The 19,958-nt window shown below is 55.4% G+C and carries 16 protein-coding genes; 6 read left to right on the forward strand and 10 right to left on the reverse strand.

Annotated features, from left to right (window positions below; genetic code table 11):
* Nucleotides 1-104: 104 nt before the first annotated feature.
* On the reverse strand, nucleotides 105-1,382 hold the full coding sequence (locus ASE00_RS08590) for an acyl-CoA dehydrogenase family protein (RefSeq protein ID WP_235538575.1): 1,278 nt from the start codon (nucleotides 1,380-1,382) through the stop codon (nucleotides 105-107).
* Between the two features lie 230 nt (nucleotides 1,383-1,612).
* On the opposite strand from ASE00_RS08590, the gene ASE00_RS22870 reads away from it, so the two are divergent.
* The 4 genes from ASE00_RS22870 to ASE00_RS08605 all read left to right on the forward strand — a co-directional run bounded on the left by ASE00_RS22870 (nucleotide 1,613) and on the right by ASE00_RS08605 (nucleotide 6,408).
* Nucleotides 1,613-2,365 carry a tyrosine-protein phosphatase gene (locus ASE00_RS22870; RefSeq protein WP_082594530.1) on the forward strand — a complete coding sequence of 251 codons (753 nt, stop codon included), beginning with the start codon at nucleotides 1,613-1,615 and terminating at the stop codon, nucleotides 2,363-2,365.
* A 149-nt stretch (nucleotides 2,366-2,514) separates the two neighbouring features.
* Nucleotides 2,515-3,771 carry an acyl-CoA dehydrogenase family protein gene (locus tag ASE00_RS08595; RefSeq protein WP_056379467.1) on the forward strand — a complete coding sequence of 419 codons (1,257 nt, stop codon included), beginning with the start codon at nucleotides 2,515-2,517 and terminating at the stop codon, nucleotides 3,769-3,771.
* Nucleotide 3,772: 1 nt separating this feature from the next.
* A complete protein-coding gene (locus ASE00_RS08600; protein WP_056379047.1) occupies nucleotides 3,773-4,570 on the forward strand; it encodes an SDR family oxidoreductase in 798 nt (265 codons plus the stop codon).
* A gap of 119 nt (nucleotides 4,571-4,689) precedes the next feature.
* A complete protein-coding gene (locus ASE00_RS08605) occupies nucleotides 4,690-6,408 on the forward strand; it encodes a class I adenylate-forming enzyme family protein (protein WP_235538576.1) in 1,719 nt (572 codons plus the stop codon).
* 353 nt (nucleotides 6,409-6,761) lie between these two features.
* On the opposite strand, the gene ASE00_RS08610 is transcribed toward ASE00_RS08605, so the two are convergent.
* The 3 genes from ASE00_RS08610 to ASE00_RS08620 form a co-directional block, all read right to left on the reverse strand.
* Nucleotides 6,762-8,060: an acyl-CoA dehydrogenase family protein gene (locus ASE00_RS08610; protein ID WP_321164012.1), complete on the reverse strand. Its 1,299-nt coding sequence runs from the start codon at nucleotides 8,058-8,060 to the stop codon at nucleotides 6,762-6,764.
* Nucleotides 8,008-9,099: an alcohol dehydrogenase catalytic domain-containing protein gene (locus ASE00_RS08615; RefSeq protein WP_235538577.1), complete on the reverse strand. Its 1,092-nt coding sequence runs from the start codon at nucleotides 9,097-9,099 to the stop codon at nucleotides 8,008-8,010. The genes ASE00_RS08610 and ASE00_RS08615 overlap by 53 nt, the downstream gene beginning before the upstream one ends.
* Nucleotides 9,100-9,261: 162 nt before the next feature.
* Nucleotides 9,262-10,161: a VOC family protein gene (locus tag ASE00_RS08620; protein WP_056379055.1), complete on the reverse strand. Its 900-nt coding sequence runs from the start codon at nucleotides 10,159-10,161 to the stop codon at nucleotides 9,262-9,264.
* A gap of 269 nt (nucleotides 10,162-10,430) precedes the next feature.
* On the opposite strand from ASE00_RS08620, the gene ASE00_RS08625 reads away from it, so the two are divergent.
* Together ASE00_RS08625 and ASE00_RS08630 are read left to right on the forward strand one after the other, a co-directional pair.
* Nucleotides 10,431-11,291: a fumarylacetoacetate hydrolase family protein gene (locus ASE00_RS08625; protein WP_056379058.1), complete on the forward strand. Its 861-nt coding sequence runs from the start codon at nucleotides 10,431-10,433 to the stop codon at nucleotides 11,289-11,291.
* 90 nt (nucleotides 11,292-11,381) lie between these two features.
* On the forward strand, nucleotides 11,382-12,578 hold the full coding sequence (locus ASE00_RS08630) for an MFS transporter (protein ID WP_082594531.1): 1,197 nt from the start codon (nucleotides 11,382-11,384) through the stop codon (nucleotides 12,576-12,578).
* Between the two features lie 253 nt (nucleotides 12,579-12,831).
* Here ASE00_RS08630 and ASE00_RS08635 read toward each other — a convergent pair whose 3' ends face one another.
* From ASE00_RS08635 to ASE00_RS08660, 6 genes are all read right to left on the reverse strand, one after another.
* Nucleotides 12,832-13,482 (reverse strand): glutathione S-transferase family protein, encoded by a 651-nt coding sequence (locus ASE00_RS08635; RefSeq protein WP_056379062.1) that lies wholly within the window; start codon nucleotides 13,480-13,482, stop codon nucleotides 12,832-12,834.
* 209 nt (nucleotides 13,483-13,691) lie between these two features.
* Nucleotides 13,692-14,915, reverse strand: coding sequence for an acyl-CoA dehydrogenase family protein (locus tag ASE00_RS08640; protein WP_056379064.1), 1,224 nt, complete (start codon nucleotides 14,913-14,915; stop codon nucleotides 13,692-13,694).
* 38 nt (nucleotides 14,916-14,953) lie between these two features.
* Nucleotides 14,954-16,045, reverse strand: coding sequence for a phosphotransferase family protein (locus ASE00_RS08645; RefSeq protein WP_235538578.1), 1,092 nt, complete (start codon nucleotides 16,043-16,045; stop codon nucleotides 14,954-14,956).
* Nucleotides 16,046-16,190: 145 nt separating this feature from the next.
* On the reverse strand, nucleotides 16,191-17,093 hold the full coding sequence (locus tag ASE00_RS08650; protein WP_056379066.1) for a hypothetical protein: 903 nt from the start codon (nucleotides 17,091-17,093) through the stop codon (nucleotides 16,191-16,193).
* A 210-nt stretch (nucleotides 17,094-17,303) separates the two neighbouring features.
* Nucleotides 17,304-18,275 (reverse strand): NAD(P)H-dependent flavin oxidoreductase, encoded by a 972-nt coding sequence (locus ASE00_RS08655; RefSeq protein ID WP_056379068.1) that lies wholly within the window; start codon nucleotides 18,273-18,275, stop codon nucleotides 17,304-17,306.
* Between the two features lie 63 nt (nucleotides 18,276-18,338).
* A complete protein-coding gene (locus ASE00_RS08660; RefSeq protein ID WP_200957891.1) occupies nucleotides 18,339-19,958 on the reverse strand; it encodes an FAD-dependent monooxygenase in 1,620 nt (539 codons plus the stop codon).

Below are 19,958 nucleotides of genomic sequence, written 5' to 3' on the forward strand. Positions count from 1 at the left end.
CTTTATTTCCCTTTATTTTACTGCTCTGCTATCGGAAGCGCGCGAATTCGTTGGGACTTAGTGTTTAAAGAAGGCCGTCCCGTCGCTTCCTGCTGGACGCTTAATCAGCGCAACTCATTTCGGCCCACGATCATGTGGTGCACCTCGTCGGGACCATCCGCCAGCCGTAGTTCACGACTTTCGATGTACAGGTCAGCAAGCGGCGTCCATTGCGAGACTCCGGCGCCGCCGTATATCTGAATGGCCTGATCGATAATTTGACATACCTTTTCGGGTACCAGGGCTTTAGCCATGCTCACCCAGACGCGCGCCTGCTTGTTGCCGAGGACATCCATTGCTTTTGCTGCCTTCAAGACCATCAAGCGCATGGCCTCAATCTCGATTCGGGCGCGGGAGGCCTTTTCCAGATTGCCTCCGAGCATGATCAGCGGCTTGCCGAAGGCTTCGCGAGACTGACCGCGCGTCACCATCAGGTCCAGCGCGCGTTCGGCCTTGCCAATCGCCCGCATGCAATGATGTATACGGCCGGGCCCGAGGCGCACCTGTGAGATTTCGAAACCCCGCCCCTCACCGAGAAGCATGTTATCTTTCGGCACACGTACATTCTCGAATCGAATATGCATGTGACCTCTCGGTGCGACATCATGACCGAACAGATGCATGGGTCCTAGGATGTTTACACCTGGTGTGTCCTTCGGAACTAATATTTGCGACTGTTGCCGGTGAGGAGCAGCGTTTGGGCTGGTCTTGACCATGACGATCATGATTTTACAGCGCGGATCGCCCGCGCCTGAAATATAATATTTCTCACCGTTGATCACCCAGTCGTTGCCGTCGAGGACGGCGCTCGTCGAAATATTCTTGGCGTCGGATGATGCGACATTTGGCTCCGTCATGGCATAGGCCGACCGGATTTCGCCGTTCAAAAGCGGCTTCAGCCAGCGCTCTTTCTGGGCGGGCGTGCCAACACGTTCAAGCACTTCCATATTGCCGGTGTCCGGGGCGGCGCAATTCATCACTTCGGAGGCCAGCGAGTTTTTGCCTAACTCGACTGCAATATACGCATAATCAAGATTACTGAGGCCTTCGCCCGTCTCGGCGTCGGGCAGGAAGAAATTCCAAAGCCCCTCGGCCTTTGCCTTATCCTTGGCTTGTTCGAGGATCTCTAACTGTCCCGGCGCGAACTGCCAGCGCTCGGTCCAGCCTTCGCCTAGGCGGACATATTCCTGATACATCGGCTCAACCGTCTGGGCGATAAATCGCTTCACGTGATCGTAGAGGGGAGCCGCCTTTTCGCTCATGCGCAAGTCGTTCAGCGGATCGCTTGGATCACGACCAAACATGGAGGAGGCTTCAGATTGATCAGATTGATCAGGGGTCACGTCAGAAATTTCTCCAGAATTTACTTATGCTGCTGAGCCCGCGCACTCCACGCTCCCGGCATTCAGCAGCATTTGCTGATTGCCATAATAGATTTATGCAAGCAATAAATATTTTTATGGCTAGCATCGGCATGCGAGTCTCAGAGTCCGTATAAGGACTGCCGGGGCCGCCGAATTTCGTCGGTGACCGAGGGAAATGCGCGATTGATTTATGAGGAGGTGCGGTGGTTATGTTGGAAGGTGCGGCAAATTTCCGAGATCTCGGCGGTTGGGGCACAGAAGACGGCCGGAAGCTTATTCTGGGTGCGCTCTTCCGTTCCAATGCCTTAGCCAGACTGTCCGAAGGCGATTTGATTATGCTGAACGGTTTGGGAATAAAGGTCGTCCACGACCTTCGCGCTCGCCTCGAACGGGAGGGGGCGCCCACGGCTTGGTCTTGCGAAGGATTGGTTACAAAGACATATCGACCGCCCCACAAACGCCGGCTGGTCGATATGGCGCTGGAATATTCAGCAGACGTGCCCGGCATTCGCCGTCTTATGCACGATTTCTATTGCGATCTTCCTTTCGTTTTTGCGCCTGTGATCGCCGACGTGTTCACATCCATTCTTGAAGAGGGCACGCCATGTGTCGTCCATTGTTCGGCGGGCAAAGACCGTACTGGCATAGTATGCGCGGTCTTACTTGCAGCCTTGGGAGTACCCCGGTCGTCCATAATTGAAGACTACATAAGATCTGGCCCCCTTCTTCATGCTAGGCCAACGACAGATCAGACCTTTGCTCCTCGTGTCGACGAGGAAGCAGTACGCCGTCGATTACCGCCAGAAGCCATCGCAGTAATGACTGCGGCTGATCCCGCCTATATCGAAGCGGCATTAGACGCCATCGACCGCAGATACCCCCACATCAGCGACTATTTCATGGAAGAACTACGGCTGGATGCGGGCCATTTGAAACGGCTTCGCGATATTTTGCTCGTGTAAAGAGGGGCAAGCGGTGCCACGTAAGGCGCCCAGCGGAAATGAGCTCAATGCCGTCGTCCCAGGCTGACGGCGCTGCGAACCCCACAAACGGCTGGACAGGCCAGATAATATATATATCTTTCAGAAAACTCTATTGATTGGATCTCGACGTGGATTTTTCTTTGACAGAACGAGAGCGAAATTTTTCGGATCGCGTGCACGATTTTATGACGGACGAGGTGCGTCCTGTGGTTTCGCTTCACCGGCAAGAGCTTGAGGCTGGCGGTCGCTTTGCGGTCTTGCAAAGCGTCGTAACCCTTAAGGAAAAGGCGAAGGCTGCAGGTCTCTGGAACCTTTTCATGCCGCCGACCGGATCAAACGTACAGGTTGACGATAGCTTCGAGTTTACGGGCGAACGCCTTACGAATCTGGAATACGCGCTCTGTGCAGAAGAGATGGGACGCATTCACTGGGCGTCAGAGGTTTTTAACTGTTCCGCTCCCGATACAGGCAATATGGAAGTTCTCCACCGGTATGGCACTAGGGCTCAGAAAGAGCGCTGGCTGAAGCCGTTGATGGAAGGTGAGATTCGGTCCGCCTTCTTGATGACCGAACCTGACATAGCCTCCTCGGACGCCATCAATATCCAAACTGACATCCGGCGCGATGGAGATTTCTATGTGATCAACGGCCGAAAATGGTGGTCGACGGGTGTGCCCGATCCGCGCTGCAAGGTCGCTATCGTTATGGGAAAGACAGACCCCGGCGCCGAGCCGCATCGTCAGCAGGCGATGATTCTCGTCGATCTCGACACGCCGGGGATTACTATCGAGCGCCGACTTTCGTTTTACGGTTACGATCATGCCCCCACCGGAGAGGCTGAGGTTACACTCACCAATGTTCGCGTACCGGCAGAAAGCCTCCTGCTTGGTGAAGGACGTGGATTTGAAATTGCTCAAGGGCGGCTAGGGCCAGGCCGCATCCATCATTGCATGCGCACGATCGGCATCGCTGAAGAGGCCCTGGAAGCGATGACCAGGCGCCTGCTTTCGCGCTCAGTGTTCGGGAAGCGCATCGCAGACCATTCGGTATGGGAGGAGCGCATCGCACGGGCGCGCATCGATATTGAGATGACGCGCCTGCTCTGCCTGAAAGCCGCCGACATGATGGACCGGGCGGGCAATAAGGCAGCGCGCAACGAAATTGCGATGATCAAGGTGCAAGCGCCCCACATGGCGCTTCAAATTATCGATGACGCGGTTCAGGCGCACGGGGGAGCAGGCGTGAGCGCCGACTTCCACCTCGCTTATGATTGGGCAGCAGTCCGCACGCTGCGCATTGCCGATGGGCCGGACGAAGTGCACGCTCGCAGCATCGCGCGCGCAGAGTTCGGAAAGTATAAAGCCGCGGTGGAGATCGGAAAATAAGATGGACCCGAAAAACAAAGTGATCGTCGTTACAGGAGCGGCCGGCGGAATCGGAGAGGCCCTGGCCCGTCGCTTCGCGCGCGAGGGCGCCAAACTCGTTGTGGTCGTCGACCGTGATGGTGAGCGGGCCGCGGCTGTGGCAGCAGCGATCGGTGGCGAGACGGTGACTTTGGATGTCACTGATGGGCAAGCCATGATCGACATGGTTGCCGACATTGAATCACGTCACGGCGGGATCGATCTTTTTTGCTCCAACGCAGGCGTGGGAGAACCCGACACGGACGAGCAAAATGCGGCCTCATCTCCTGATGATGTCTGGACCCGGGCATGGGAAGTCAACGTCATGGCGCATGTCTATGCCGCCCGTGCTGTCATTCCAGGGATGCGCGCGCGCGGCAATGGTTATTTTCTGAACACGGTCTCCGCTGCGGGACTGCTTTCACAAATCGGCGGAGCAGCCTACGCGACCACCAAACATGCGGCGGTTGGTTTTGCAGAGTCTCTCGCCATCACGCAAGGCGATCAAGGAATCAAGGTATCGATCCTGTGCCCCCAAGCCGTCGATACGGCGATGTTACGCAAAGGAGATGCCAGTTCGCAAGCGGAGAATATAGACGGAGTGCTAACACCAGATCAGGTTGCCGACAGCGTAATCCGTGGTTTGGCTGCCGAAGTTTTCCTAATTCTCCCCCATCCGATCGTCATGACATATATGCAACGCAAAGCTGCGGATTACGATCGCTGGATTCAGGGAATGCGCCGGCTGCGCGCGAGGTTGGGAGGGGCGCGAGGAGATTAATTTCGTCGCCAACGAACCGATTATTCTGAAAATGGACCAATGAGCGCGCGGCACTATGCATCGCCACGTTGGAACGACACTCGCGAGGTTCTCTTATGGGAAAATCATATAACCCAGTAATGTCGATTGCAGAAGCCCATCGATGCATGACCGCTTCTGGAGAAATATTTGAACTAGAGCAGAAAGTTATCGAAGATAGGACCTGCTCAACCTGGAAGTTCGCTCCGAACAATCTCCGTGATATTTTCCTTGATACGGAGAAATTCGCCGATCGTGTATTGATGATCTACGAGCATGACGCTGTAACTTATGATGCATTCAGACGCGCCACGATTGCTCTAGCTCAGCACCTCATCGACGACGGTGTGCAAAAGGGGGACAGGGTTGCGATAATCATGCGCAATCTGCCGGAATGGCCGGTTGCCTTTTTTGCCGCCGCACTCGTGGGCGCGATTGTCACCCCGCTGAACGCTCGGTGGGCATCCGCTGAACTGAAATACGGTCTGATCGACTCAGGCGCGCGAGTTATATTTATCGATGGCGAGCGGCTGGGTCAGATTTCCGATTTCGTTGCCAAAGCTGGGTTTGTCGAAAAAGTCTATGTAGCACGCAAGGCAAACGGAAATCTGCCGCCCAAAACAGAGAGGCTGGAGCAGTTGATCGGGTCTGTCAAGGAATGGCCTAATCTGGCCGCGAAGGCCCTGCCGGACGTAGCCTTGGGCCCAGAAGACGACGCCACCATTCTCTATACATCGGGAACATCCGGCAACCCGAAGGGCGCACTGGCTACCCATCGAAACATCACTACGGCCATATGGACCAATAGCTTCGCCAACGCGCGAAAGCTGGTGCGACTAGGCGAGCCGGGTTCGGACAGTACTGGGGTGGAACAAGCTCAAGAGACCACATTGATGGTCGTGCCTTTGTTCCATGTCACGGGACTTGCTTCGATATTTATTCCGACGATGAATTCGGGTGGCAAGATCATATTCATGCGGCGGTGGGATGCCGAGCAAGCGCTTCGTATGATAGAACATCATAAAATCAATCACATCGGTGGTGTTCCGACTATCCCCTGGCAGCTGATCGAGCATCCGATGCGCCGTGATTACGACCTGTCGTCATTGCGTACCGTGAGTTACGGCGGTGCACCATCTGCGCCCGAGCTGCCCAGGAAAATCCGGGAGGCGTTTCCCGGCGTCGCCATCGGCACCGGTTGGGGGATGACAGAGACTAGCGCGAGTTTCGCAGGCCACATGGGGCCAGACTACGAAGACCATCCTGAGAGCGTTGGCATCGCCGCCCCAGTCGGCGAAATGCAAATACGAGACCCCGCGGATGGGCAAACAGTTCTTCCCCCGGGCATGGTGGGCGAACTGTGGGTCAAAGGTCCTCAGGTGGTAAAGAGGTATTGGAACAAGCCGGAGGCGACCGCTGAAATGTTTCAGAACGGCTGGTTGCGCACAGGTGATCTGGCGCGGATCGATGAGGAAGGGTTTCTCTTTATCATCGATCGGATAAAGGACATGCTAATTCGAGGTGGCGAGAACATCTATTGCATCGAAGTCGAAAACATTCTTTACGATCATCCCGACGTCATCGATGCTGCGGTTGTCGGTATCCCGCACAAAACGCTTGGCGAAGAGCCTGGTGCAGTCGTTCACCTGCGAACGGGGGCATTCGCCACCGAAGAAGAGCTTCAAACCTGGGTCGGTGACCGCGCAGCGGCCTTCAAGGTGCCGGTCAGAATCTCGTTTTTGCCAGAGCATTTACCGCGGAATGCTAACGGAAAGATCCTCAAGAGCGAATTGAAGCGGATTTTCGCAGATACGGAATAACGATCCCGTCAAGAGGTCGGGGCTATCAGGCAAGGGGCAGCAAGCACGTGTGATTTCAGCCCATGCGATTGCCAGTTACAGATGCGGCGCGTAGCCGACTTCGCTCGTCCGCGCCGCCATCAGAGGATGATCTTGTGATCTCCCGCTCCGATCAGGTCGGCGAAATAGGCCGGGCATATCCACCGCCGCGCCTAGTGACCGAGGCCCTTCAGATACGGCTCCTGCCAACGGTCCAGCTCCCCCCAATCACCATCCATCCCCGACATCCGTCCAACGCCAGCTCTCTATGAATCACCGAATCACCCGTCAACATGAACGGGAATCCATAAAATCACTCTTCTGCCAAAGTAGTGCTACGCGGCCGTGTCGAGGCCTAGCGCTTGGTAACGCCGCAAATGGTAATCGACATTGCCGAAAGCATTTTCGATCATGGTTGCGCGTTTGAAGAAATGCCCAATCATCAGTTCATCCGTGATGCCAATGCCGCCGTGCAGCTGGACGGAATTCTGGCCGATGAAGCGACAGGCCCTGCTTACCTGTACTTTAGTGGCCGAGACGGCTCTCGCCCGACCTGCGGCGTCTTCCATTTCGAGGCTGGCCAAGAAAGTCATCGCTTCTGCCTGTTCGACATGCATGAACATGTCGACCATACGGTGCTGCAGCACCTGAAAAGTGGAGATAGGCACACCGAATTGCTCGCGTTGCTTCGTGAATTCGACCGTGCCGCTGAGCAGCTTTTGCATCACGCCGCAAGCTTCTGCGCATGTAGCCAGGATGGCTTCGTCCACTACCCTCTCGATCAACGGCAAGCCGTTATCAAGCGGCCCCAACAGTGCATCCTCGGCAAGACTCACATTGTTGAAGAAAACTTCGGAAGCCCGGTTTCCGTCCACCGTCGCGAAGTCCTGCGTCGTCAAGCCTTTTGCACTCTTCTCGACGATAAAAATGGATATCCCCGCGCGGTCCCGCTCGGCGCCAGCCGTCCGTGCGCTGACGACCAGATGGGTAGCGTAAGGCGCTCCGATGACAACCGCCTTGTGCCCGTTCAGGACCCACCCTGATCCTTGCTTTACCGCAGCAGTCCTGACGGCAGCGAGGTTGTAGCGGCTTTCGGGTTCGGCCTGAGCGAATGCGAAGATCGCTTCGCCACCGATGATCGCAGTTATGAGATCTGCACTGGCGGGATGATCGGAGTGCTTCAGGAAGCCACCGGCGATAACGACAGTGCTTAGATAAGGCTCGATCACGAGCGCCTTTCCCAGCTCGGTCATGATCACCATATTTTCAATCATGCCGCCGCTGATGCCGCCGAGTTCTTCCGGAAATGATGCACCGAGAATGCCCAACTCGCTGGCAAAGGCTTTCCAGATTTGTGGCCGCCAGCCGAGCGGGTCAGCCAGTATCGCCTGTCGTTTGTCAAAGCTGTAATTATCGAGCAGATAGGCGGCAAGCATGTCGCGCAGCATCAGTTGCTCATCTGTCAATGTCAGTTCCATCGGGCTCTCCGGTACAGCGGTGAAGCAGGCGGTGTTAACACGACGGCTATCCGGGACTTTACTTGAAACCGCACCGACCGTGCCTGCCTGGCCATCTAACCCGCTAGCCCAGAGCTGGGTTGACCAGGAACTTTTCTCCAGCGGCTCGTCGCGCATAGGCTCGGAGGATTTCGGGTTGCAAAGCCTCTGAAAGCGTTATGGTTCTTGTATAGTGGCTTGAAAAAGTGGTTGTAAGCTCGTCTACAATACGCTTGCGCAATCGATCCGCGCCGTCTTCGCCGATCTTTTGCAGGAAGGGCGGGAGGAGCCAGCCACAAGCCCCCCAATTGTATCCCAGCCCCGCCCGGTTGATGATTGTTTCTGATTGATCAAGATTTCCATAAATATAAAGTTGCTTGAAAGTATCAGATCCATAACGGTCGTAGACCTTCATGTTGCGTATTGCTGCACGCTCCATCGCATGCAGAATTGTGCTACCTAGCGATCCGCCGCCGATCGCATCGAACGCGACCGTGGCTTCGACGGCTGCGATCTCATCGGTCAAGCGGGCGACAAAATCATCGTCGTTGCTGTTAAGTATTCGGGTCGCGCCGAGACTGCGCATTATCTCGACTTGCGCCTGCGAGCGGACGATATTGATAAGGGGTATGTCGTCGGCAAGGCAAATCCGTTGCAGCATCCTGCCGAGGTTCGACGCCGCAGGGGCGTGAATGATAGCCTTGTGACCTTCGAGTCGCGCCGTTTCGACAAATCCCAGCGAGGTTTGCGGATTCACGAACATGGACGCGCTTTGCGCGGCAGTCGCACCGTCGGGCACGACGACGACATTCTCAGCGCGGATCAAGCGATAATCAGAATACATGCCGCCCGCGAGCATCGCGACAGTCTTTCCGACAAATTCCGCCGCATTTTTTCCGGCGGCAACAACAGTACCGGCGCCTTCGCCCCCCGCCGCCAGGGATTGACCGAGCCTGCCGGCGACCGGTCCAAGCCGCCCGGGAGGAATGGTGAACGTAAGTCTTGAGCCGGCGCTATCTTCTTTGAGGGATGAAACATCCGCAGGTCCAAGCAGCAAGCCCAGATCGCTTGGATTGATCGGGGTTGCTTCGACACGAACAATAACTTCGTCATCATCAGGATCTGGAACGATTACTTGCTTCAAAGACAGGGTCAAGTTTCCGGATGCATCGATCATCGAATGCAACTGGCGTCCACTGTAGGCCATTATTCACTCCAATCAATGATGAGAGACAGTTAGTATAGGCTTATCCATAAAAAGATATCCATCTACATATTTATGGTCACTTGATCTTTATGAGTGTAAGATACAGCATAATAGGCGAGCGTGACGGCCAGGCTATGTCATCCACAATGTTCCGATCAGTTCTTTATCTCCGACAACATTAGGCTGGTCGGCCGAAATGAACAGATCCCCGTCAGTCCAATGTTCAACTACGTTACCCCAAGGATCTTGCCAGTAGTCAAAAATCGCGCTGCCAAGGAGGTGGCGGCCCACCCCCCACGCATGCTGCCTGTTGCGTGCCTTGAGATAGCTGTGCCCCCTCATTAGGTCATCGAAGCCGACAACCTCGAACGCCGCGTGGTTCAGACCAAGCTGCTCCGATGACTGCAGCAAGAAAAGCGTATGATGGTCGGTTGGAATATCCCCCCTGTCGCACCGAAGAAAAGCGCCATATGGCTTGCCTTCCTCGTTCTCGACCTGGTCCGAAGTCAGTAACCCAAATCGCTCTTTATACCAGGCTTCCGACACGGCAAAGTCACGGACATTGAGCACGACATGCCCGAGGCGGTAGACACTCGACGCGCCGGCCGAAATGCGGACAGAGCTGCGCAGACGGCGCCGTTCGCCAGGTGAATTGACCAACGCCGGTGGAAGAAGCTTGGCGGGGGCGAATTCCTGTTCCCCCACGACATCTACCGAGTTGCCGTCCGGATCATGGAGTCGAACGACAGCACCGCCACCCGGCGCGCTAGAATTCACTACAGGCACGGCATCACGCTCCGCCAGCGCCTCAAGTTCGGCGCGGGAAGAAACGCGAAAGCCCACCCCTGCGAATCCCGGACTTCCCGGTTCTGTCACATGAAGATATGGCGAGCCATCTGCTCCCCTGCCGTACAACTTTCCGTCATGTAACAGGCTAGAGAACCCGAAATCTTCTATGAACGAGCACATTTCCGCGAGGTCAGGTGCATTAAAGCGCACGAACGCGATATCTTCAATCTTAGCAATGCTCATATCAGGCCTCGTGTTGTTTGCCTCGTCGCGCGTCCCGTGCTTTGTGCAACTGCCACATTATACGACCAGCAGCGGACCCGCCTTCGGCCATAATCACCCGCGCCTGCGCAAATCTCATAGAGGCAAACCAGCAATCCATTATCTCTGTATGCCCAGACGTTGTAGCGAAACGCATCGAAGTCACGCCATAAAAAGTATTTTTTCTGTGGTCAAATAGGTTTTTTGCCTTTACTAGGTTTCTAGGCATCGCGCTAGCCAGGGAGAATTGCATGCGCTTGATTCGATTTGACGATAACGGGACGCCACGGCTTGGCGTCATGAACGGCGCAGTAGCCGTTTCTCTCGCATCATTGTCCTCGCGCTTTCCTTCGATGCTGTCATTAATCGCTGGCGGAAAGGATGCTCTTGCCGCCGTTCAGGCTGTGCTCGATTCCAGCGACCAGACGACCGTTGAAAAGCCAGTTTTGCTGGCGCCAATTGAGCGCCCCGGCAAGTATCTCGCGATTGGGATGAATTATCGTAAGCATATCGAAGAGGTCGGTGCCTCCATTCCTCCGAAACAATTTTGGTTCAATAAGCAGACCACCTGTATTTCTGGCCCTTTCGACGATATTGATCCAGGCGTTAGTGAAAAGGTCGACTATGAGGTTGAGCTTGGCGTTATCATTGGGCACGTTGCCAAGCATGTGAGTGTTGATAATGCGAAGAATTATGTTTTTGGCTACGTGGTGTGCAATGATGTTTCTGCTCGCGATTGGCAAGGGCATTCGCCTACGTTCACCATGGGCAAATCGTTCGACACACATGGCCCGGTTGGTCCTTGGATTGTGACCGCTGATGAGATTTCCGATCCCCACTCCCTCGGCATTCGTTGCTATGTGAATGGTGATGTGCGCCAAGATAGCAATACCAGCGAGCTGGTATACAATGTCTGGGAGCAGATTTCCTACCTCTCGGATGCCTTTACGCTTGAGCCAGGAGATTTGTTGGCGACGGGTACGCCCAGCGGCGTAGGCCTTGCGATGAAGCCGCAACAGTTTCTTCAGGTCGGCGATGTCGTCAGGTGTGAAGTCGATCAAATCGGTACGATTGAAAACCGGGTTGTCAGTCCGACCCTCGCACGCCCGTAGCTTGATCGCGAATTCTCGGCTCGGGCTTAGGCAGAGTGTGATCCCCAGCGAGTTCGTGCTTAATAAAATACCATAGCGATTTAGGTGATTATGAACAACGCAAGCGAGCATCGAGATGCGGGAGTGAAGCTTGGCATTCTATTAACCTGTGCAACGACGATGATCATTGCGACCGTTTGCGCGGCGCTTCCGGTACTTCCGGCCGTTATTCTGGCTTTTCCTAACGAACCCCATATTGCCGAGCTCGCCCCGCTGATCGCCGTGCTGCCATTCCTTACATCAGCGCTTTCCAGCGTTGCCACAGGCGTGCTGGGTGAGAGACTTGACCGTCGAAAACTTTTGGTACCCGGCGCTGCGGTTTTCGCGGCCAGTGCCGTTATGCCGATCTGGGTCGAATCTTTCACACTCATATTGGTTTCGCGTGCTGTGGTCGGCTTGGCTGTTGGAGCAATGATGACGTCAGCCGTCGCATTGACCGGTGATTATTATTCCGGCCATGCACGGCAAAAGTGGCTCAGCGCTCAGGGTGCCGCTGTGGCCGTCGCCGGCATGTTTGTATCGATTGTGAGCGGTGCGCTCGGTGAACTAAATTGGCGATATGCTTTCCTACCTTTGTTTGTTGGCATACCTCTCTTTTTGGGGCTGATAACTGCTCGTGCGCCGATCGCACGGAGTGGGCACGTTGACGCGTTAACCGCTACGCCGTCGGCGGGAGCAGTTCCACGGGCAGCGTGGTTTTTTATCTTCGGCTTGGCTGTCGCGGGCAATGCGCTTATTATGCCCCCGTCATTTGAACTGGGCGCGCTGCTCCAAGAGAAGGCCGTCGGCAGTTCCTTGCTTACGGGGTTAGCCTTGGCTACCGTATCGGCGACTAGTGCCCTGGCGGCATTCAGCGTCGCCAGACTGCAGCGCCTGACCCCATCAACAAAAATAGTTCTTGCTTTTGGGGCCGCAGGCATAGGGACAATAGTAATTGCCCAAGCGTCGCTGCTGACAACGTTATTCATAGGCGCAGCGTTGGTAGGTATAGGCCAGGGCTTGTTGGGGCCGACGCTCTCGATCTGGCTTTTAGAGGAAACGCCAGACCGAATGCGCGGTCGCGCTGTCGGTGTCTATACGACGCTAACACTGATCACATTCTTTGCTGCCCCGCTGATCGCGCGCTCGGCGGCAATAAGCTTGCAGAGTAGTTCTGCGGCAATGAGATCGTATGCAGCGCTGGACCTAATAATAATGCTTATTTTTGCAGCTGGGCGTAGGAGCGCATACTCGCGCAAAGCACCCTAACAAAGGCCGAAGTCGTCGACACCCCAAGGCCATCAAGAGTTGCTTGGCGCCCCTCCGCGTTGGTATCGAGGGCGCTTCCCCCTGACATACTGGGTCTCTCTGCTTAAGTTATTATACTGCACCGTACATGAAATTGCTGATATTCCAAATTCGCAGCATCGCCGGACGGGACCTGTACAGCTATACGAGACTTGCGCGCGGGCCGATAGCAGGTGACCCGCTATTCATAACACGCATGGAGCCATAGTTCGCTTCACGCGTGATCCGTACCAAGCAACATAGCTGGAAACGTTGATTGGAAGCTTTCCCTCCCGCGCAATTTCGCGAGCCAGGCATTGAGCCTAGGTCGATCCATCACCAAGGCGCGCCCCCCTCTCGCACGGGCGATGTAATCGACCGCCGCACCACAATAAAGGTCAGCGAAACTCAAGGCGTTGCCCGCTAGGTAGCCGGACACGAGAGCCTCTTCGAGAACATCGAGGTGGATGGCTGTTGGCGCCACGGCCGCCTCGGCTGCAGCTTCATCCGGAGTCATGTCGAAAAGAGGGGCGAGTACTGAATTGAAGTAAAGCTGCATGCAGCCCACAGGATGTAAATAGTTCTGTGCGACGCCTACAAATTGCCACATCCGCGCACGCTCGACTCGATCTTGGGTCTCTAGAGAAGGTCCCAATCCGATGGCATTCGCATAAGCCATCAGCGCGGGCGTCTCGTAAAGCCGGAGACTTCCATGCTCGAGCGCCGGCATCTTCTGAAACGGATTGATGCGTGTATATTCGGGAGACTGCAATTGCTCTCCCATGATCTCCTGCAGCTCGACGGCTAGGTGTTTCTCATGAAACGCAAGGCGGGCGGAGCGAACATGAGTGCTGACAGCGAATCCATAAAGCTTGATAACGCTCATTGGTTCCTCTCCTGATTTGGAAAACGGAGAAATGATGGCTTATCTAAGATAAATCATCCTCATCGAACCGCATTGCTCTCCGGCTAATTTACCGAAATAATCGGTGGGCGTTTTCTCTCACTCACAGCAAAAGGATGATTGTGAGCGAATTTTTCTCAACCGTGCGCGACAGAACAACCTGCGTGCAAAGAATACTTTTCTGGCGCGCTCTAAAGCCCCAGGATCATTTTTGCGATGATGTTGCGCTGTATCTCATTACTGCCGGCATAGATCGAGTATTTGCGGTGATTGAAGTAAGTAGGTGATATTGCAGCAGCATAATTCGGGCCAGCGCGGAACGCGCGAGTGCCGGGGCGGAGCATTTCCCAAGTGTCGCGCACAAAAGGCTGAGCGTAGACGCCGACGGCTTCGACAGCCAATTCGGTTACCGCCTGAACGAGCTCACTGCCGATCACCTTGAGCGCCGACGACACCGCCCCCAATGGTTGACCCTTGGCACCCACAGCGAAAGTCCGCAGTTCGAAAGCACTGAGCGCCTCCATTCTAATTTCCAGGTCGCAGAACTTTCTCCAGAAATCAGGATCTTCAATTAGCGCCTGACCGTCATCGGCACGCTCGACGCTGGCGATCCGTCGCAACTTCGACAGACGCGCCTTTACCAGAGGGGCGAGAGCTCCTCCTCGCTCAAACTGAAGGAGATGCTTCGCACAGGTCCAACCGTCACCTTCTGCGCCGACGCGATTGGAGACCGGGACCCGGACATTGTCGAAGAAAGTCTGGTTGACCTCCTGCTGGCCTTCCGCTGGCCCATCCAGCGTTGCGATCGGCGCGACGGTGATGCCTGGCGTTTTCATATCGATCAGCAAAAAGGAGATGCCGTTCTGGCGACGGCCTTCATTCGACGTTCGGGCCAGACAGAACATCCAATCGGCCCATTGCGCGTGCGTCGTCCACATCTTGGACCCGTTCAGCACATAATCGTCGCCGTCGCGCTCAGCTTTAAGCGATAGTGATGCCAGATCCGATCCAGCATTCGGCTCAGAGTAACCCTGACACCACCAAACGTCGCTATTGAGTATTTTCGGTAAATGCTGCGCCTTTTGCTCCGGCGTGCCGAACGCCATCAACACGGGTCCGCACATCTTGACGCCCATGTTGTTTGCATCAGGCGCGTCAGCGATAGCCATTTCCATGTCGAAAATGTATCGTTGGGTCAGATCCCAGCCCGGTCCGCCATACTCAACAGGCCACCCGGGCGCGATCCAACCTTTCCGCCCCAAGCGCTTGAACCATCGAACCTGCTCGGCCTTATCGAGATAATGGTTCTTCGACTGTGCCATCATCGCGCGCATGTGTTCGTCCAGATTCTCGGCAATAAAAGCGCGAACTTCCTGGCGGAAGGCTTCATGTTCAAGAGCAAAATTGAGGGTCATCGCGTATTATCATCCCATTCCGTCAGCGGTGCGCATCCTTAACGCGCTCCAGCCCGCTCGGCGAATTTCCACGCAAGATTGGCAAGAGTTGGTAACTGCGCCTGTGCCGCAGCATGGGCTTGCGGGCTGTTGGCATTGCCGTCGCGCACGCGGCCGAGGATACCCTGCACGATGCAAACATTCCGAAAGCTGCAATAAGCGAAATACCAGTCTAGGTCGGGAAGGCCGCTGCGTCCAGTGAGCCGGCAATATTCTTCGACATATTCCTCGACAGTCGGAATGCCGTGCGTGGTCAAGTCTGGAATGGCGGTGATAATTCCGGCATGCCAATTGAAAAGAAGGTAGGCGAAATCAGCCAGCGGATTGCCAATCGTACTGAGTTCCCAGTCCAGCACGGCCGCAACCCGCGACTGGGTTGGATGGAACACCATGTTGTCGAGCCGGTAGTCGCCGTGAACGATACTTGACCTGTCATCATCAGGTACGGTCGCGGGCAACCAGTCAATAAGCCTGTCGATTTCCTCGACACGCGGGGCTCCAGAGGCCTCATACTGCTTAGTCCAACGCGCGATCTGGCGAGCGAAATAGTTGCCCGGCCTGCCAAAATCCGCCAGCCCGATCGCTGCGTGGTCGATATTATGGAGATCGGCCAATGTCTTGACCTGCGCCATGTAGATGGCTCGGCGTTCCACGGGTGCGTTTTGTGGCAGGCTTTGATCCCAAAGAACGCGCCCCTCAACCATCTCCATGACATAGAACCACGTGCCAATTACTGCGTCATCAGTGCAAAGTCCATATGACTTTGCGACGGGGAAGCCGGTCGGATAAAGTGCCGTGATGACCCTATACTCCCGGTCGACGGCGTGGGCGGAGGGAAGGAGCTTGCCGGGTGGCTTGCGCCGCATGACATATTTCTTGGCCGGCGTGACCAACTGATATGTCGGGTTGGACTGACCGCCCTTGAATTGCCGTACCTCAAGGGGCCCGTGATACCCTTCAACATTGGACTGCATCCATGAGGCCAGCCGCGCTTCCTCGAACTTGTGGGTGTCAGCGACTGTTTTCGTTCCCGAGTTGAGCGCTTCATGTTGTTGGCCGGCGGCCATGGCATCTTCATTCTGTTCAGTCATGTTTGACAGTCCATGTCGAGTAAACTGGAAGGAAGTAGAGAGCAGTGCACTAAACACCTAAGCTCGCTATTCTTGGTTCCATGTGATCAATACCAAAAAAGATCTAATCAATGCAGCATTTATCCGTTGTACGATGTATTTGCGATCACTCTGCGCTGAGCTCTGGGTAAAGCGGAGACGAAGCCTTCATAAATCGGAACAAATGGCGCATTCGCACAACAGGCACACCTTTTCCGTCTAGCGCAACTGCGTCCCACCACAACAACTCCGTCTTTGGGCTATCGCCTACTCCAACGACGTTTCCTTCAATCGTATATGGACGGTCGAGGAAGACTGGGCCATTCTCGAATGCAATTTCGAATGCTCCGAATATGGACAGCGCATCTCCGATATGTGGTGATACGGTGTCTTTCGGAACAACCGTATCGTCGTCATTTATCAAAAAGGTCATCATCAAAGAGGTATTGTTCATCGAGGCGATCGGATCGCCCCAGGGCGACCGACCGGAATACCAACCCATTTGATCAGCCAGTTCGCCAACTTCAAGTTGTCGTTCCTGCCGGGCGCGGGGAATGATTAGCTGGCGACTAGCAAACGGCTGCCCTACCTTCAGGCCCTTGAGCATGCGAAGCTGACCGTCATCGCAAGTTTTTAAATCGCGCGTGCGCAGTGCCGATCGAGAATGATCCCCAAGCGAAGCTGTACCGGAACTGACGACGATACTTGGATCATCCGCCCTCTCCTCTCGTATATTCACTTGAGCACCGTCGTGAGACGGCCTTTCGACGACGCCTCGCGCCTGCTCACCCGACACCACGACATTCAGGAAATAGAGCGACAACGCGCCTTTCTCTAGCCAGCAGTTGCCATAGACCTCGGTCAGCGGCGGCACGAACAGATCCAGATGGACATTGGCTCCGACCGCAGGCCCTCGGAAACCGAGTTTTTGGGCCTCCACCGGATCATGGATGCTTGATTGTGCTTGATTTTTAAGAATTTGGGGGGGACCGACCACCACGGCGGTTTCGTTTTCGGCAACCATGATCATGTTTCTCCCTAATCTGCCAATTCTAGCCTTCCCTCATTTTTCAGTATTAAAACGAATAGAATATTTATTACACTTCGTCAGGGCCGACTGCATTCCGCGCAACGGTACACCCCTTCGAAAATGGACATCGACGTTTCGGCCCATCTTTGTGCGTGGGCGAAGGCGATCGCTAAACAGCCGACGTCGTGACCGTAACGCATCCGGCCAAACTCAAATAAGGCCTGCCAACCGACCGCGGATCAGCTCGTCAGCCTCGCTCATAATACGATCAATCAGCTCCTCGCATGTCGGAATGTCATGGATGAGCCCGGCAACCATGCCGCACGACCATGCGCCTGCATCCATTTCGCCACCTTGCAAGATTCGCGGGTAGACACCGGCAACTTCATCGATGACATCTTCGAAGGTGATTTCCGCGCCGCGTTGCCGCTCTGTTTCGAGAACCCGTTCAACCGCCGCATTTATGAGAACGCGTTCGGTGTTGCGCAGCGGTCTCATGATCAGCCGTGTGTCGCGCTCGTCAGCGGCCAGGAGCGCGGCCTTGACGTTATCGTGGACAGGTGCCTCCTTGGTCGCAATGAACCGCGTCCCCATGTTCATTCCATCCGCGCCAAGGGCCAGCGCCGCAACGAGAGACCGTGCATCGGCCATGCCGCCAGATGCCAGTATCGGGATCTTCAATTCCTCAGAGGCGCGCGGCAGCAGGATCATGTTTGGTATGTCGTCTTCGCCGGGATGGCCGCCGCACTCGAAACCATCGATCGATACCGCGTCGCAGCCGATCGCTTCCGCTTTCAGCGCGTGCCGTACCGAAGTACATTTGTGCACGACCTTGACGCTCGCTTCCTTCAGCGCGGGGAGATAAGCCTGCGGGTTGTTTCCAGCCGTCTCGACGACCTTCACACCGGAGTCGATAATGACCCGGACATAGCCGGGGTAATCCGGAGGCGTGACTGACGGCAAGAACGTCAGATTTACGCCAAAGGGTTTGTCAGTGAGCTCTTTGCATCGCGCAATCTCCCGAGCAAGATCGGCGGGTGTGCGCTGCGTCAATCCGGTGATGATACCAAGTCCGCCGGCATTGGACACTGCCGAGGCCATCTCGGCGTATCCAACATGGTGCATGCCACCTTGTACGATCGGGTGCCGGATGGCCAGAAGTTCGGTAATGCGTGTTTTCACGAAATCTCTCCATATAACTGCCACCCTGCGACCTCATCAAAGAGATAGGGCAAAGTCGGTCCGTCAACATGTTCTGCCGGTAACGCATTGGAGTACGGATATTCCCGGCCAATGATCACCGCGCCAGGCGATATGCTGGTCAGGGCGAACAAGAACCAGAGGACGTTCGTATAATTTTGCGACACGATCATCATGCAGCATTACTATTTTCAGTGGCAGATTCAGCGCTTCGGCATCGGCAAGCGCGCGTTGAACATCACCCGCATGTGCGTCATCAAAGACGAGCAGAGAGAATTCCTCACCAAAGGTGTCGTAGAGCGAACAGCCGTTTTCTAGCCATGCGTGGGGAGCACGGGCGCCGGGACGAGACGTCGGATGATACTCGTGCATCGACGATGCTGGCTTTTCACATTGTTCGGACACGATAATCGGAGATCCGGAATAGCTGTATCCGAGCATGACTCCCAGACTTTGAAACTCCTGGAGCCGGCCTGCCGCCAATTTCTTCCCTAGATCAGCTCGCAACGCCTCGCCTCGCGCCGTATCGGCTTCGATCTCCGCTGGCAGTTCGCTGTGAAGTGCCATGGTGGCGTGATTGGATACCGCCGCATCTATCACAAATTTATGTACTGGGCCACGCTCTTGTTCATATGCTTCGAGTAGCGCACTTCCGCCCCAGCCTTGGAGCACTGCGGCTAACTTCCAGCCAAGATCCACTGCATCTGACACCCCGAGGTTCATGCCATAGCCGCCAGTAGGGGGATTGAGATGACAGGCATCTCCCACTATGAACATTCGGCCCTTGCGATATTTGTCTGCAATGAACTGACTGGCCACCCACTCATCTGCGCTGAGCACCTCGAACTGCAGGTCAATTCCGGTTGATCGCCGGATCAGGTCAGTGGCGCTCGCTTGGTCCAGCACATCTATTTCGTCCGCCTTACCGGGGATGAAGTACCACAAGTCATCCCGATCCATCGGGCCGATTGTTCCCGGAATATCAGGATTGGTTTGCCAATACATGATGCCCGGCCCATGCCCGTGAGCGTCAGCCAGTCCAGGTGCACGGAACACGATATTATAGGCGTGCGCCAAGCCGTATTGGCCTTCCATCTTCGCACCGATAATGTCCCTGACCAACGAGCGCGCTCCATCGGCGCCTACCAGATATTCGCTTTCGACGTCGAATTCCTGGCCGTTGGCAATGTCACGGACGCGACTGATCACCACTTGATCGCGCTGTTCAGCCGAAATTAGCTCATTCTTGAAGCAAACACGCACATTCGGGAATGATATCAAATGATCTCGCATGATCTGCTCGACCAGATATTGGGGGATCCACTGGGAGTGCTCTGCGTAAAGTTCATTTCTATCAGGAGCGCAATTAAACGCATTTTCGATCTTGGATAGCGGATATCCTCCAAGACGAGTGACAAAATGTATGTCGGAAGGATAATCAATACCCAGTGGCGAAGCGGAAGCCAGCGCATCGGCGATCCCCCACCTTCGAAAATGCTCTCGCGTTCGCGTGTGGGTTGTCTTGGCGCGAGGCGCGTATCCCACGCGGTCATTGCGCTCGATCAGGGTACACGCAATTCCCCGGCTGCCCAACTCTATGGCAAGAGCCAGACCCGCAGGTCCGGCTCCGGAGATCAGCACCTGAGTCGACTGCAGCGTTTCCAC

The sequence above is a fragment of the Sphingomonas sp. Root710 genome (genome assembly GCF_001429065.1).
Classification (GTDB): domain Bacteria; phylum Pseudomonadota; class Alphaproteobacteria; order Sphingomonadales; family Sphingomonadaceae; genus Rhizorhabdus.

What these genes read in the sequence shown, in the direction of transcription:
- ASE00_RS22870 (WP_082594530.1), top strand. Translation starts at nt 1,613, where the DNA reads ATGTTGGAAGGTGCGGCAAATTTCCGAGATCTCGGCGGTTGGGGCACA.
- ASE00_RS08600 (WP_056379047.1), top strand. Translation starts at nt 3,773, where the DNA reads ATGGACCCGAAAAACAAAGTGATCGTCGTTACAGGAGCGGCCGGCGGA.
- ASE00_RS08605 (WP_235538576.1), top strand. Translation starts at nt 4,690, where the DNA reads ATGTCGATTGCAGAAGCCCATCGATGCATGACCGCTTCTGGAGAAATA.
- ASE00_RS08610 (WP_321164012.1), bottom strand. Translation starts at nt 8,060, where the DNA reads ATGCGCGACGAGCCGCTGGAGAAAAGTTCCTGGTCAACCCAGCTCTGG.
- ASE00_RS08615 (WP_235538577.1), bottom strand. Translation starts at nt 9,099, where the DNA reads ATGATCGATGCATCCGGAAACTTGACCCTGTCTTTGAAGCAAGTAATC.
- ASE00_RS08620 (WP_056379055.1), bottom strand. Translation starts at nt 10,161, where the DNA reads ATGAGCATTGCTAAGATTGAAGATATCGCGTTCGTGCGCTTTAATGCA.
- ASE00_RS08625 (WP_056379058.1), top strand. Translation starts at nt 10,431, where the DNA reads ATGCGCTTGATTCGATTTGACGATAACGGGACGCCACGGCTTGGCGTC.
- ASE00_RS08630 (WP_082594531.1), top strand. Translation starts at nt 11,382, where the DNA reads ATGAACAACGCAAGCGAGCATCGAGATGCGGGAGTGAAGCTTGGCATT.
- ASE00_RS08635 (WP_056379062.1), bottom strand. Translation starts at nt 13,482, where the DNA reads ATGAGCGTTATCAAGCTTTATGGATTCGCTGTCAGCACTCATGTTCGC.
- ASE00_RS08640 (WP_056379064.1), bottom strand. Translation starts at nt 14,915, where the DNA reads ATGACCCTCAATTTTGCTCTTGAACATGAAGCCTTCCGCCAGGAAGTT.
- ASE00_RS08645 (WP_235538578.1), bottom strand. Translation starts at nt 16,045, where the DNA reads ATGACTGAACAGAATGAAGATGCCATGGCCGCCGGCCAACAACATGAA.
- ASE00_RS08650 (WP_056379066.1), bottom strand. Translation starts at nt 17,093, where the DNA reads ATGATCATGGTTGCCGAAAACGAAACCGCCGTGGTGGTCGGTCCCCCC.